The organism is Bradyrhizobium sp. Y36 (assembly GCF_002531575.1).
Lineage (GTDB): Bacteria > Pseudomonadota > Alphaproteobacteria > Rhizobiales > Xanthobacteraceae > Bradyrhizobium.
On record NZ_NWTI01000007.1, the window covers coordinates 96,634 to 109,695 of the forward strand.

Sequence of the window (13,062 nt, forward strand, 5' to 3'; positions counted from 1 at the left end):
CCGGCGGTCGCCGAGACCTTTATGTCAAGGCCTGTAGCACAGATGTTCCGGCGGTGTCGCTACCCCGCGCTTTCTGAAACCATCGACGAGATCTCGTCGAGCAGCACCTCGAGCCGCGTCGCGGGCAGCGCCGGTCCCGACAGCGCGAAGCCGAGAAAGGTCCAGTACAGGATCTGCGCGCGGGCCTGCGCGGTGGCTTGCGCGAGGCCGCGCCGCGCCAGCATGTCCTCGATATAGTCGAGCCTGCGGCGGTCGATGGCGCGAACCGCGGCCTGCGCCGCAGGATCGAACGCCGCCCAGTTGCGCACGGCGCGCTCGAGATCGAGCTTCGCGTTGAAGGTCCGGCGCAGCAGCGCCCGCAGCGGATCGCCGCTCCGGTCGGCCTCGATATCGGCGATGATCTGCTCGGCCGCGATGTCGCGCCAGCTCTTCAGGATGGCGGCGTGAAAGGCGGCGAGATCGGCGAAATGCCAGTAGAAGCTGCCGCGCGAGACGCCCATGGCCTTCGCCAGCGGATCGGCTTTGAGCGCCGTGAAGCCGCGCTTGGCCAGCACCTTCAGTCCTTCTCTGGTCCAGTCGTCGGCGGAAAGCTGCTCGGTCATATCGGTTCCCGGAATCAAGCCATACACTAGTGTATTGACAGGCAGTGGGCCAGCGACTAATTGTCCATACATAACTGTACGGAGGCGTTGATGAGTGATCTGCTGCTCCAATGTGCCGGCGTGCTAACCATCGTCGTGGCGCTCATCCACGGCTATCTCGGCGAGGCCAAGGTGTTCGTGCGCGCGAGCATCGAGCCGGAGCGGCTTCGCACCCTGATCCGCCTGGTCTGGCAGGCCTCGACCATTGCCTGGATCGGCGGCGGCGTGCTGCTGATCGCGGTGCCCTGGATGGGATCGGAGCCGGCCCGTCACTGGATCGTTGCCACCATGGCCTGCGTATTCGGTCTTTCCGCGCTCGCCAACGCCTGGGCTACGCGCGGCCGCCATTTCGGCTGGATGATGCTCAGCGCGGTCGTCGTGCTGGCGGCCGCGGGCTATTGAGGCCTGATACCGGCAGGCGCGCGGCGAAGCGGAGCGGCATCATGAAGGATCGTGTTCGGCTGACCATCGAGGACGGCGTGGCCCATCTTCGGCTCGATCGTCCGGAGAAGATGAATGCGCTCGACCCTGCGATGTTCGAGGCGATCATCGATGCCGGCACCCGGCTCGGCGCGCGCAAGGATGTTCGCGCCGTCGTTCTCTCGGGCGAAGGCCGCGCCTTCTGCGCCGGGCTTGACCTGGACCGCCTTGTGGCAACGACGAACGGCGATCCACTGCTTCCCGACGTCGATCTGACACACCGGACTCACAGTTGTGCGAACTATGCCCAGCATCTCGTCTGGCTCTGGCGCGAGCTGCCGGTGCCGGTGATCGCAGCGGTACACGGGGTTGCCTTTGGCGGCGGTTTCCAGCTCGCGCTGGGCGCCGACTTGCGCTTCTTCGCACCCGGGACGAAGCTCGCGATCATCGAGGCCAAATGGGGGCTCGTGCCCGATATGTGCGGCACGCAGTTGATGCGTGGCCTCGCGCGCGACGACGTCGTGCGTGAACTGACCTACACCGCGCGCGTCTTCTCGGCCGAGGAAGCGCTTGCCTACGGATTCGCGACGCGGCTCGCCGACGATCCGGTCGCCGCCGCGCTGGCGACCGCGCACGACATCGCTGGCCGCAGTCCCGATGCCATTCGTGCGGCCAAACGCCTGCTGAACCTGGCGACGGCGCCCGACGCGGCGACCGGTCTCGCTGCAGAGACCGCTGAACAGGCGGCGCTGCTCGGCACGCCAGATCACGTCGAGGCGGTCAGGAGCAATCTCGAAGGCCGCGCGCCGAGATGGAGCCACGCATGAGCATGCCACACGGATTCGACCTGCAAGCACTCGACGCAGTCAACGCGTCCGCGGCGTTCAACCGTTCCGCAGGTTTCGACATCGTCGCTGCCGGCAAAGGCGAGGCGACGATCCGCATGGCCTGGCGCGACGACCTCACGCAGTATTCCGGGTATCTGCACGCAGGCCTGATCGCGGCCCTGCTCGATACCGCCTGCGGCTTTGCCGCGGCGACGCTCGTCGGCGCGGTCACCGCGTCGCATTTCTCGATGAACTGCCTGAAGCCTGCTGTCGGTCGCTATTTCGTCGCCAGAGGGACGACGCTCCGCGCCGGCCGCCGGCAGGTGTTCGCCCGCGCCGAGCTGCTTGCCGCCGATGCGCAGGATGATCTGACACTCGTCGCGACGGGCGAGACCGTGCTCGTTCCCACCGGCACGCCGCCGCACGAGACCGCCGGAAGCTGAGCCGTGGCTCTGACACTCGTCACTGGAGGCACGGGACATCTGGGCGGGGACATCGTCGATCGCCTGGTCGGCGCCGGGCGGCGTGTCCGGGTGCTTGCACGCTCGCCCGGCGTTCGAGGCGACGTCGAATGGGCTGCGGGAGATCTCGCGACAAGCGCCGGTCTGCAGGACGCATTGCTTGGCGTCGACACCGTGATTCACGCGGCGACCTTCTCGCCCATCGCGCGGCGCGGAGGCGTCCGCCCGATCGACTTCTTCAAGTCACCTTCCGCCGTCGATGTCGAGGGTACGGAGCGACTGCTGTCGCTGAGCGGCGAGGCCGGCGTGCGGCACTTCCTGCACGTCTCGATCGTCGGTCTCGACGAGGCAACGCTGCCTTACGCCCGAAACAAGCTCGCCGGCGAACGTCTGGTCCGAGGCTCTGCCCTGCCCTGGTCGGTCGTTCGCGCGATGCCGTTCTACTATCTGCTCGACAGGCTGCTCGCCGGCCTCGGCTGGCTGCCAGCGTGGCCGATGCCGACGGCACGATTCAATCCCGTCGACACCTCCGACGTCGCCGATCACGTCGTGGCTTGCGCATTCGACGGCCAGCGCGGCGAGCGCGCTGAGATCGGCGGCCCCGAAGATCTCGACCTCGTCACTCTTGCCCGCCACTATCAGGAGGCGAGGAAGATGCACCGAAGGATATGTCCGATCGATGTTTCTGAGGCGAGGGCTCGCGGCATGGGCCTCATCGTCAGCTCCGGCGTGAGGGGGCGCCTGACCTGGGCGGATTGGTTGAAGCGCCGCTATCCGAGAGCGCAGCCCGGTGAGGCCGAGCGGATGCTATCCGGCCTGTGAGGCGTAAGGCCGCAGCGACGCCTCAAATCCGTGCTGCGCACGGAGAGCACTCACGTTTTCGCTCACGTTAGAGCTTATCTAAAGCGATCGGGGCTCGTACCGGATTGACTTCATCATCCCCTTTGCTTCCTTCGGACTCGCTTCGCGGCTCGCGTAGCGCGCACGACAGAGGAGGAGATGTTCGTGAAGGTCATTCGTGTTGTTGCCATTGCACTGACGGTCGGGATCGGCATGGGGTCGGCGGCCATGGCCGACGGTTTCAAGGACTGCACCAAGCTCGACAAGGCGTCGTGGAAGCCGGCGAGTGAAGCCGAAGCCAAGGCCAAGGCACTGGGTTACGAGGTGCGGCGCTCCAAGATCGAAGGTTCGTGCTACGAGGTTTACGGCGTCAAGGAAGGCAAGCTCTACGAGCTGTTCTACAGCCCCGAAGATCTCAGCCTGAAACACACGATCGCCAAGTAAGGCCGGAGCGGACGGCGCGAGCTGATCTGCGCGAGGCAGGGCTTGAGGATGGTCTTTGCTTGACTGAAGACGCAATGCCAGAAGCGCGCGGGGTGTCCGACAGGACCCCCGCGGACCGAACGGCTTCGCGGACGGTCGCAGTCTGGGATCTCCCGCTGCGCCTCTGGCACTGGCTTCTCGCGGCGTGCGTTCTGGCGGCGTGGTTCACGCCGACGGTCTATGACCGGTTTCACCGCATCGTCGGCTATGCGGTGCTCGGGCTTCTCGCCTTCCGTCTCGTCTGGGGCTTTTGGGGAAGCCGTTATTCGCGCTTTCGCATGATCCGGGTCAGGCTTCGCGCGGCCCCTGGCTATCTCTGGAATCTGCGCCGCGGCATCACCGGCCGCTATATCGGACTCAACCCTGCCGGCACGTTGATGCTGGTGGCGCTGCTGGCCTCGCTCACCGTCTCGGCGATAACCGGTGCGATGTCGGTCACCGTCACCTTCTTCGGCCTGTGGTGGGTCGAGGACACCCACCACTATTCATCGGATGCGGTCATCGTCCTGGTCGTGCTGCATGTATTGGGTGTGGTGGTGATGGCCCTTCTCCAACGCGAGAACCTGATCCGCGCGATGATCACCGGCCGCAAGCGCATCCGCGGTCGTTCCTAAAGCATGATCCGGAAAAGTGCGAAGCGGTTTTCCGGAAAGATCATGCGCGAACAAATACGGTTTGACGCGACTCTGTTTCTGCTCGCGATGGCCGGGACAAGCCCGGCCATGACGGAGGTATTGTCCCCTACGTCAGCTACTGTAGCGGCGGATCGCCGCTCGTCCGCTTCTTGGCGAGATCCATCTCGGTGACCGCGATCAAAATCTCGGCGCGAGTCTTCAGGTCGGGCGCTTCCAGCATGGCCTGCTTCTCGGCAGGGCCGTAGGGCGACATCATCGCCAGCGCGTTGACGAGCGCTTCGTTGGGGGCGCTTTCGACGCCTTCCCAGTCGACCTTGAGATTATTGGCCTTCAGGAAGTCCGCCAGCACGGCCAGCAGCGCCTCGCGGTCGACCTCGTCCTCGCCCATGCGCGCGGTGAAATCATTGGCGAAGGCGAAGAAATCCACCTTGCACTGCCGGTAGGCGGTGAGCACCTCGAGCTCCTCGATAACCTTGAAGCGCGCGACGCCGGTGAGCTCGAGGATGTAGCGGCCGTCGCCGGATTCGGCGAGCTGGGTGATGCGGCCGACGCAACCGACGCGAAACAGCGTCGGTTTGTCGGAATCCTTCGGCGAGTGCGCGACGTCGGGCTGGATCATGCCGATTAGGCGATGGCCGTCGCGAAAGGAATCGTCGACCATCGCAAGGTAGCGCGGCTCGAAGATGTTCAGCGGCATCTGGCCGCGGGGCAGCAGCAGCGCGCCCGGCAGCGGAAACACCGGAATGATCTCCGGGAGGTCGGCGGGCCCGCGATATTCGATGTTGATCGGCATCTGCCCCGGTCCCCCTGGCCTTGCCAGTTCGCTCTACGAAAACAGGATCGTCGACAAACGCTTGCGTCCCTCGACGGTTGCATCATCCGCGCCGCCCCAGGCCTCGAAGAACTGCACCAGCTGCTTGCGGGCGCCGTCATCGTTCCATTTGCGGTCACGTTTGACGATCTCGAGCAGTTGCGCGGTGGCAGCAGTGCGGTCGCCTTGCGCGTTGAGCGCGGTCGCCAGGTCGAATCGGGCCTGATGATCGAGTGGGTTTGCGGCGACTTTCTGTTCCAGCTCCGCGACCGGTCCGAGCGATTGGGCCTGCTCGGCGAGATCGATCGCGGTCTGCACCGCCTTCACCGCGGGATCGTTGCGCTTGGATTCCGGCACCATGGCCAGCGTCTGCTTGGCCTGCTCCATCGCGCCGGAGACGGCGTAGCATTTTGCGAGCCCGGCCAGAGCGGCGATGTTGGTCGAATCGTGCTGAAGCACCTCCGCATAAATCTGCGCCGCGGCTGCGGCGTCGCCCTCGGCCAGCACGGCCTCGGCCTCTTGCAGGATTTCAGCGATATTCGGTTCACCCGGCGCGGTCACGCCCTTGGTCAGCTTTTCGATGAAGGCGTTGAGCTGGCTCTCGGGCACCGCGCCCATGAAGCCGTCCGCCGGCTGGCCGTTGACGAAGGCGATCACGGCCGGGATCGACTGGATACCCATCTGGCCCGGGATCGCCGGGTGCTGGTCGATGTTCATCTTGACCAGCTTGACCTTGCCCTTGGCGGCCCTGACCGCCTTTTCCAGCACGGGGGTGAGCTGCTTGCAGGGGCCGCACCACTCCGCCCAGAAGTCGATCAGCACCGGCTGGCGCTTCGATTCCTCGATGACGTCCTTCACGAAGGTCTGGGTGGTGGTGTCCTTGATCAGATCGGCCGCAGCCGGGTTTGCGGCTCCGTTACCCTGGTCGATGATCGTCACGGCATCCCCTCGTCTGATGTCTGGAATGGCGGGTCTTTAGCACGTCGCCGCTCCCTATGCTTCGCTGTCGGCTCCTAGATTGGGCCGAATGGGCCGAATTTCAATCCATCGGGACCGATTCGGGGGGGCCGGGGCGATTCCGGGCGATTTGGTCGCATTCCGGCTCCATATTGGGCCCCGGATTGCGCATCTATGCCGCCGGTAGCTGTTGCATTCCCCCTCCGCTTTTGGCATACGACAGCCGTTGCCGGCGCGTCACGCGACCGACACAGGATGCGGGTGTAGCTCAGTGGTAGAGCACGACCTTGCCAAGGTCGGGGTCGAGGGTTCGAGCCCCTTCGCCCGCTCCAATTTTTCCCAGAGCATCCAGCCTGACCGGACGGAACCGTGGTTCGCCACGCCGCTGGCGGCTGTATTGGGTTCGAAATGACAATATTGGTCACGGGCAGCGCCGGTCACCTCGGAGAAGCCATTCTCCGGACGCTCCAGGCACGCAATGTGCCTGCGCGTGGGCTCGATCTGAAACCCTCGCCCTTCACTCACGCTGTCGGCTCGATCGTCGATCCCGGCTTCGTGCGGCGCCAGATGGACGGAGTGACGGCGGTGATCCACACCGCAACGCTGCACAAGCCGCATGTGGCGACCCATAGCAAGCAGGACTTCGTCGATACCAACGTGTCAGGCACGCTCGATTTGCTCGAGGCGGCTGCGGCGGCCGGTGTCCGCAGCTTCGTTTTCACCAGCACCACCAGCGCGTTCGGCTCGCAGCTCCGTGCCGGAGCCGGTCAGGCGGCCGTGTGGGTCACCGAGGACCTGCCTCCGGTGCCGAAGAACATCTACGGCACCACCAAGCTGATGGCGGAAACTCTCTGCGAGCTGTTCTTCCGCGAGCGTTCCCTGCCGGTCGTGGTGTTGCGGACCTCGCGCTTCTTTCCCGAGGACGACGATGATCCGGCGATGCGGTCGGCTTATCCGCTCGAGAACGCGCAGGCCAACGAGCTGCTCTATCGCCGGCTGGACATCGCGGACGCGGTCAGCGCCCATCTGCTCGCCGTCGAGCGCGCGCCGAAGATCGGCTTCGCTCGCTACATCATCTCGGCCACCAGCCCGTTCGAGCCGCGTCACCTCTCGGCGCTTGCGCGCGATGCGGCCGGTGTCGTGCGCGAGCTCTATCCGGAGTGCGCAGAGCTCTATGCGGCGCGCGGCTGGAAACTCTTCTCCGAGATCGACCGCGTCTACGTCAACGAGCGCGCGCGGCGTGAGCTTGGCTGGCGACCCGAATTCGACTTCGCGCATGTGCTGAACTGCCTTCGCGAGGGTCGCGATCATCGCAGCACGCTGGCGCGCGTGGTTGGCTCGAAAGGCTATCATGATGTGGTATTTGACGACGGGCCTTACCCCGTCGCCCCGTGAGCGCCACGTTCGTCATTTTGCGCGATGCATCAAATGCCTGTCCGGCGTCACCGCGCGCGACCAGGCCTGAACCGTTCTACTGTGCATGGGGTTGTTTTCGCGTTTTTTGTTTTGGCCCGTCTCTCGTCCTGTTGCGAAAGCGAGCCGCCCGCCAGTCCGATTCCGCGTTGCAGCGAGGAGGACGTCGGCGCGGTGTTCGTGCTCATTGACACTCCGTCTCAATTTTTAATGAGCGCAACCGCAGCACACGCCACGCCCTTCTCAGCGCTCGCAGATGTGCTAGCCTTTTGATGTCTGCCCCTCGGCAGATCCCAAACTTCGCCTCTCGACTAGCAAAACAAAATAAATCGCAGCCCGGACGGCTGCCTTAGGGGAGTGACGCGATGACATCGATGTTCCATCGATCCGTGTTGGCGCTTGCGGCCGTGGCCCTTCTTGCGGGAACCAGCATTGGCAATGCGCAGGACAAGAGCAAACCGCTGAAGAAATACGAATCCGGCACCAAGGAGTTCTGGACCCATCCGCCGGATGACTGGTTCCTGGGCGACGAGACCGAGGCGCAGAAGGGTCTCGCGCCGCCGTCGGGTCCGCCAACCGGCGCCTCCGATGCCGAGCTCGCCAACATCATCAAGAAGGTCAAGCTGCCGCCGGGCTTCAAGATGGAGGTCTATGCCTCCGGCGTGCTGGCCGCACGACAGATGGCCTGGGGTGACAAGGGCACGCTGTTCGTCGGCTCGTTCGGCCTCGGCAACGTCTATGCCATCAAGGACAATGGCGGGAAGAAGGAGGTCAAGACCATCCTGAAGGGGCTGAACATGCCCACCGGTCTGGCCTTCAGGGACGGCGCTCTCTACGTCATCGCCGTCGACAAGCTGATCCGCTACGACAATGCGGAGGCCAATCTCGACAAGCTCGGCGACGGCAAGGTCGTCTATGACGACATGCCGTCCTATGCCGCGCATGGCTGGAAATACATCGCTGTCGACAAAGACGGCTGGTTCTACATTCCGTTCGGACCACCCTTCAACATCGGCATCCCTCCGACCAGCGTCTCGCAGATCCGCCGCGTCGATCCCAAGACCGGCAACGCCGAAATCTATGCGCTCGGCGTTCGCAACTCGGTCGGCGGCGACGTCGATCCGCGCACCGGCAAATACTGGTTCACCGAGAATGCGCGCGACTGGATCAGCGATGATCTGCCCAGCGACAAGCTGAACATGATCAACAAGATCGGCGAGCATTTCGGCTATCCCTACTGCCACCAGGGCAATCTGCCCGACGACAAGTTCGCGATGGGCCACAAGTGCTCCGAGTTCACGCCGCCCGTGCTGAATCTCGGTGCTCACGTCGCTCCGCTCGGCATGAAGTTCTATACCGGCGACCAGTTCCCCGCCGAGTACAAGAACAACATCCTGATCGCCGAGCACGGCTCCTGGAATCGCCACAAGTACCAGGGCGGCCGCATCATGCGCGTGATCGTCGGGCCCGACGGCAAGAACGCCAAGCAGGAGGTGTTCGCCTCCGGCTGGATCGAGGGCGACCAGGGCTATCTCGGCCGTCCCGACGACATCATCCTCGCCAAGGATGGTTCGATCCTCGTTGCCGACGACTGGGCCGGCGCGATCTATCGCATCAGCTACAGCAAGAAGTAGCGCGGGCACGCAAAAGGGGGCTGCGACCGGGTAACGGCCGCAGCCTCTTTGTTTGACGCTGCGAGCCCGCCGCGGAACAGGTTCGTCATGCCCGGACTTGATCCGGGCATCCATCATACGAGAACCTTCTGCAACAGGGATGGATTGCCGGGTCAAGCCCGGCAATGACAGCTGGAGAAGTCAGTCATGCGGGCCGTTGGGTTCGGAATTCTATATGCGACGCTACTGTTCATTCCGGCTCAGGCCGCCGACAACGCCGCGATCAAGGAGAAGGCCTCGGTCTGCTCCGGCTGTCACGGCGAGAACGGCATCTCGCAAACCGAGAACATCCCTTCGCTCGCCGGGCAACCTGATCAATTCATCCAGTGGCAGCTCGTGTTCTTCCGCGCCGGCTCGCGCAAGAACGATCAGATGAAGCCGATCGCGGAAGAAATCACCAACGAGGAGATCCGCAGCTTCGGCGCCTATTTCTCGCAAATGACACCGCCGAAGGGAGCGGAAGATACGGATCCGGACCTGTCGAAAAAGGGCGCGCAGGTTGCCGCCGGCCGCCGCTGTGCTGCATGCCACACGGACAGCTTCGCCGGCACCAAGGGCGTCGCGCGGCTCGCGGGCCAGCGCGAGGAATATCTGGTCAAGGCGCTGCACGATTACAAAGCGGGCCAGCGCGTCGGTGGCGGCGTCGCCGCGATGGCCGATGTCGCCTATCACATGAGCGATGAGGAAATCACCTCGGTCTCGCACTATCTGGCGTATTTCAAGTAGTGTGCGGCTATTGCTGCAAACACTGCTGTCGTCCCGGGCTCGCGCTGCGCGCGCCCCGGGACGATAGCGGAGTGTGTGGTTGCGACCTACCCCGCTCGCTGCTTCTCATACGCCTTCAAATGCGTATAGGCGATGCGCAGCTTCGGCACCGGCACCTTCGCAGCGTCTGCGCGCGCGATGAGGTCGCCGATGACATGATCCGCCTCGACCGGCAGGCCGGCCTTGATGTCGCGGAACATCGAGGCCGTCATCGGCGATCCCTCGGTGGTGAGGTTGCCTTTGACGCGCTCGAAGAACGGGCCGCCCGGCGAGTAGCCCGACGCCGTTGCAATCGCACTGGTCTCATCCAGCATGCCGAGCAGGAAATCTCTTCCCCCCGGGGCTGCGAGGATATTGCCGACGGAGGTGCGCATCAGGCTGGTGGATGCCGCGAGCGAAGAGAGGAACACCCACTTCTCCCACATGTCCTGCATGATGTTCTGGCTGGCGGCGGCGCCGGTGATGCCACTCTTGAAAGCTTCGTCGATCGCCTTGACGCGGTCCGACAGCTTGCCGTCCCGCTCGCCATAGTTCAGCGACTGCATCGGCTGGAGCTGCACCACCTCGCGCTTCTCGTTCAAGGTCGCCGCGATGGCGCAGAGACCGCCGAGCACGCGCTCCTTGCCGAACCTGGTGTCGAGGATGTCGAGATGGCGCATGCCGTTGAGCATGGGGATGATCGCGGTATCAGGACCAACCGCCGGCGCAAATGATTTGATGGCGTCGTCGAGGTCGAACGCCTTGCAGCTCAAGAGCACGACGTCGAACTTGTCCTTGAACGCGTCGGCCTGCACGGTCGGCGGATTCTTCAGCGTCACATCGCCATTCGGGCTCTTGATGACGAGGCCGGCGCTCGCGAGCTCGCTGGCGCGTTTCGGGCGGACCAGGAAGGTGACGTCGCGGCCGGCTTGCAACAGCCTGCCACCAAAATAGCCGCCGATGGCGCCGGCGCCGACCACGAGAATACGCATGGGATGCTCCCTTGTTGCTCTTGGCGGCTACTTATAATCGGCATTGCGCGCGAAGCGAAGCAATCCGGAATGTTGCCACGATCACATTCTGTCGCCGGAGAAGGAGCAGCTAGGCCCCGAGCACCATCTCCTCCACCTCGCGGAGCTGCTCCTTGCCAAAGAACATCTCGTTGCCGACGAAGAAGGTCGGCGAGCCGAATGCGCCGCGGACGACAGCGTCCTCGGTGTTCTTGATCAACCTGGCCTTCACCTCGGGCTCCTGGCTGCGGGCAAACAGCTTTTGCGCATCGAGGCCGGAGGACGCCAGTGCCTTGGCCGCGGTCTCAGGGTCGTCCATCTTTTTCGGCTCGCGCCACATGTGGTGGAAGGCCGCTTCGACATATGTCTCGAACACGGCCTCCAATTGCGCCGCAATTGCCATGCGCATCAGGTTCAGCGTGTTGACGGGGAAATGCGGATTCCAGACATAGGGCTGGACATGAAAGCGCTTGAGGAAGCGCTCGGTTTCCACCTGCTGGAATTCGCGCTTGTTCTTGACGCCCGCGAGCGTCTCGGCCGGCGATCTGTTGTTGGTCGATTTGAAGATGCCGCCGAGCAGGATCGGGACGTATTCGAACTTGACGCCGATGCGCTGCTCGATCGCGGGAATCGCGAGATGGCTGAGATAGGCGTTCGGGCTGCCGAAATCGAACAGGAACTGCGGAGCGGTGCGGGTCAAACTCGTTCTCCCTGGAGACGCTTTTCACCTATTGTGACGCAGCGTGCCCCGCAGGTCCACCGTTTAATGATGGTCATAATACTTTGAGCGTCAGACCTGACGCCGGATCGCCCGCTTGCGCCACACCAAGAGGTAATAGCCCATCTGCAAAACGAGCATGGCGCAGAACACGATGGGATAAGCGGCCCATACACCCTCCAGGCCAATCGTGCGGCTCAGGATCACCGCGGCAGGCAGCTCGATCGCAAGGATCGCGAAGATCGACAGCAGCATCGGCGTCAGCGCGACGCCGGCTGCGCGCATGGCGCCCGAAAACACCGTGGCGAGGCCGAACGGCACCGAGCTCCAGAGGGCGATGTCGAGCAGGCCCTTGGCCAGATCGAGCACGGCGCTGTCGGTGATGAAGATGCCGAGCACGGCGCGCGGCACGAGATAGATCAGCGCCACGAGCCCGCCGGTCAGGACGAGGTTGAATGTGAGCCCAATCCGCACGATGCCGTCGAGCCGGGCTCTGTCGCCGCTGCCGACCGCCTGCGCGCCGAGGATCGAGACCGCGATCGAAATCGACATCGCCGTGAACTGCGTGTAGCCCATCACCTGGTTGACGGCGCCGTAGGCAGCCGTGGCATTCGATCCAAAGCCGTTGACGAGGCCGAGCAGGACCAGCTCAGCGATCGCCATCACCACCATGCCGACGGCACTCGGCAATCCGATGCTGAGGATCTTTCCCAGCATCACACCGTTGAGCCGGAGCTGGCGCAGCAGGATCGCGTCCGGTGCGAGCGCGTGCTTTGTCCTCAGCAGATAAAGGGCCAGCGCGATCAGCGTGAGCGCGTTCGCGATCGCTGCCGCCCAGGCCGGACCGGTGATGCCGGCGGCCGGCAATCCGAACGACCCGCGGATCAAGACTGGTGTCAGGATCAGGCCGATCGCCGTCGACAAGGCCAGCGCCAGCAACGGCGTGAGCGCATCGCCGACGCCGCGGATCATCGCGGTCATCAGCAGGAAGACGAAGCCGAGCGGCATGGTGAGCAGCATGATGCGCGCATAGCCGCTGGCCTGATCGAGGATATCCGTCGGCGTGGCGAGTGCCATCATGAGCTGGCGGCTGAAGAGGCCGCCGATCAGCGCAACCGAGACGGACAGCAAAAGGCCGATCGCGAGCGTCGTGCCCACGACTAGCTTGATCTTGTCGTGCTCGCGCGCGCCAAAGGCCTGACCGATCAAGACGGTTGCGCCGGTGCTGAGGCCCATAACGAAGGCGAACAGGAAGAACATCACCGGGAAGAACACCGAGGCGGCCGCCAGCGCGTCGACACCGATCATCTGGCCGAGATAGACGTTGCTGATGGTGCCGAACAGCGATTGCAGTGCATTGCTCAGCATGAGTGGAGCGAGGAAGCGTAAAAATGTCTTCCAGAGCGGCTGGGCGGCGGACATGAGTGGG

The 13,062-nt window shown here is 64.0% G+C and carries 15 protein-coding genes and 1 tRNA gene; 10 read left to right on the forward strand and 6 right to left on the reverse strand.

The window, feature by feature from the left end:
• Nucleotides 1-59 precede the first annotated feature (59 nt).
• Nucleotides 60-602 carry a TetR/AcrR family transcriptional regulator gene (locus CO669_RS14700; protein WP_097660518.1) on the reverse strand — a complete coding sequence of 181 codons (543 nt, stop codon included), beginning with the start codon at nt 600-602 and terminating at the stop codon, nt 60-62.
• Between the two features lie 90 nt (nt 603-692).
• Here CO669_RS14700 and CO669_RS14705 point away from each other — a divergent pair, with 90 nt between their 5' ends.
• The 6 genes from CO669_RS14705 to CO669_RS14730 all read left to right on the forward strand — a co-directional run bounded on the left by CO669_RS14705 (nt 693) and on the right by CO669_RS14730 (nt 4,286).
• Entirely contained in the window at nt 693-1,043 is a 351-nt protein-coding gene (locus tag CO669_RS14705; protein WP_097660519.1) for a hypothetical protein, read from the forward strand.
• 41 nt (nt 1,044-1,084) lie between these two features.
• Nucleotides 1,085-1,888 (forward strand): crotonase/enoyl-CoA hydratase family protein, encoded by an 804-nt coding sequence (locus CO669_RS14710; protein WP_097660717.1) that lies wholly within the window; start codon nt 1,085-1,087, stop codon nt 1,886-1,888.
• Nucleotides 1,885-2,331 (forward strand): PaaI family thioesterase, encoded by a 447-nt coding sequence (locus CO669_RS14715; RefSeq protein ID WP_097660520.1) that lies wholly within the window; start codon nt 1,885-1,887, stop codon nt 2,329-2,331. The genes CO669_RS14710 and CO669_RS14715 overlap by 4 nt, the downstream gene beginning before the upstream one ends.
• 3 nt (nt 2,332-2,334) lie before the next feature.
• A complete protein-coding gene (locus CO669_RS14720) occupies nt 2,335-3,171 on the forward strand; it encodes an SDR family oxidoreductase (RefSeq protein WP_097660521.1) in 837 nt (278 codons plus the stop codon).
• 183 nt (nt 3,172-3,354) lie between these two features.
• Nucleotides 3,355-3,633: a PepSY domain-containing protein gene (locus CO669_RS14725; protein WP_063198686.1), complete on the forward strand. Its 279-nt coding sequence runs from the start codon at nt 3,355-3,357 to the stop codon at nt 3,631-3,633.
• 74 nt (nt 3,634-3,707) lie between these two features.
• Nucleotides 3,708-4,286: a cytochrome b/b6 domain-containing protein gene (locus tag CO669_RS14730; RefSeq protein ID WP_097660523.1), complete on the forward strand. Its 579-nt coding sequence runs from the start codon at nt 3,708-3,710 to the stop codon at nt 4,284-4,286.
• Between the two features lie 136 nt (nt 4,287-4,422).
• Here the strand turns inward: CO669_RS14730 and CO669_RS14735 are convergent, their stop codons facing one another.
• Both CO669_RS14735 and trxA read right to left on the reverse strand, forming a co-directional pair.
• Nucleotides 4,423-5,100 carry an LON peptidase substrate-binding domain-containing protein gene (locus tag CO669_RS14735; protein WP_097660524.1) on the reverse strand — a complete coding sequence of 226 codons (678 nt, stop codon included), beginning with the start codon at nt 5,098-5,100 and terminating at the stop codon, nt 4,423-4,425.
• A 33-nt stretch (nt 5,101-5,133) separates the two neighbouring features.
• A complete protein-coding gene (gene trxA, locus CO669_RS14740) occupies nt 5,134-6,057 on the reverse strand; it encodes a thioredoxin (RefSeq protein ID WP_198964021.1) in 924 nt (307 codons plus the stop codon).
• 275 nt (nt 6,058-6,332) lie between these two features.
• On the opposite strand from trxA, the gene CO669_RS14745 reads away from it, so the two are divergent.
• The 4 genes from CO669_RS14745 (at nt 6,333) to CO669_RS14765 (ending at nt 9,887) form a co-directional block, all read left to right on the forward strand.
• Nucleotides 6,333-6,407 (forward strand) — tRNA-Gly (locus CO669_RS14745).
• Nucleotides 6,408-6,483: 76 nt separating this feature from the next.
• Nucleotides 6,484-7,470, forward strand: coding sequence for an NAD-dependent epimerase/dehydratase family protein (locus CO669_RS14750; protein ID WP_198964022.1), 987 nt, complete (start codon nt 6,484-6,486; stop codon nt 7,468-7,470).
• Between the two features lie 383 nt (nt 7,471-7,853).
• On the forward strand, nt 7,854-9,122 hold the full coding sequence (locus CO669_RS14760) for a PQQ-dependent sugar dehydrogenase (RefSeq protein ID WP_097660527.1): 1,269 nt from the start codon (nt 7,854-7,856) through the stop codon (nt 9,120-9,122).
• A 186-nt stretch (nt 9,123-9,308) separates the two neighbouring features.
• A complete protein-coding gene (locus tag CO669_RS14765) occupies nt 9,309-9,887 on the forward strand; it encodes a c-type cytochrome (protein WP_097660528.1) in 579 nt (192 codons plus the stop codon).
• Between the two features lie 86 nt (nt 9,888-9,973).
• Here CO669_RS14765 and panE read toward each other — a convergent pair whose 3' ends face one another.
• From panE to CO669_RS14780, 3 genes are all read right to left on the reverse strand, one after another.
• Nucleotides 9,974-10,897 (reverse strand): 2-dehydropantoate 2-reductase, encoded by a 924-nt coding sequence (gene panE / locus CO669_RS14770; RefSeq protein WP_097660529.1) that lies wholly within the window; start codon nt 10,895-10,897, stop codon nt 9,974-9,976.
• Nucleotides 10,898-11,006: 109 nt separating this feature from the next.
• The gene (locus tag CO669_RS14775; RefSeq protein ID WP_097660530.1) at nt 11,007-11,615 is read right to left on the reverse strand and encodes a 2-hydroxychromene-2-carboxylate isomerase; all 609 of its coding nucleotides are present in this window, start codon (nt 11,613-11,615) and stop codon (nt 11,007-11,009) included.
• A gap of 90 nt (nt 11,616-11,705) precedes the next feature.
• Nucleotides 11,706-13,055, reverse strand: coding sequence for an MATE family efflux transporter (locus CO669_RS14780; protein WP_198964023.1), 1,350 nt, complete (start codon nt 13,053-13,055; stop codon nt 11,706-11,708).
• Between the last annotated feature and the right edge of the window lie 7 nt (nt 13,056-13,062).

Bases quoted from the DNA above. Each gene is read 5' to 3' on its own strand.
- CO669_RS14715 (WP_097660520.1), top strand. From the start codon at position 1,885: ATGAGCATGCCACACGGATTCGACCTGCAAGCACTCGACGCAGTCAAC.
- CO669_RS14710 (WP_097660717.1), top strand. From the start codon at position 1,085: ATGAAGGATCGTGTTCGGCTGACCATCGAGGACGGCGTGGCCCATCTT.
- CO669_RS14765 (WP_097660528.1), top strand. From the start codon at position 9,309: ATGCGGGCCGTTGGGTTCGGAATTCTATATGCGACGCTACTGTTCATT.
- CO669_RS14700 (WP_097660518.1), bottom strand. From the start codon at position 602: ATGACCGAGCAGCTTTCCGCCGACGACTGGACCAGAGAAGGACTGAAG.
- CO669_RS14750 (WP_198964022.1), top strand. From the start codon at position 6,484: ATGACAATATTGGTCACGGGCAGCGCCGGTCACCTCGGAGAAGCCATT.
- CO669_RS14735 (WP_097660524.1), bottom strand. From the start codon at position 5,100: ATGCCGATCAACATCGAATATCGCGGGCCCGCCGACCTCCCGGAGATC.
- CO669_RS14705 (WP_097660519.1), top strand. From the start codon at position 693: ATGAGTGATCTGCTGCTCCAATGTGCCGGCGTGCTAACCATCGTCGTG.
- CO669_RS14760 (WP_097660527.1), top strand. From the start codon at position 7,854: ATGACATCGATGTTCCATCGATCCGTGTTGGCGCTTGCGGCCGTGGCC.
- CO669_RS14780 (WP_198964023.1), bottom strand. From the start codon at position 13,055: ATGTCCGCCGCCCAGCCGCTCTGGAAGACATTTTTACGCTTCCTCGCT.
- CO669_RS14730 (WP_097660523.1), top strand. From the start codon at position 3,708: ATGCCAGAAGCGCGCGGGGTGTCCGACAGGACCCCCGCGGACCGAACG.
- panE (WP_097660529.1), bottom strand. From the start codon at position 10,897: ATGCGTATTCTCGTGGTCGGCGCCGGCGCCATCGGCGGCTATTTTGGT.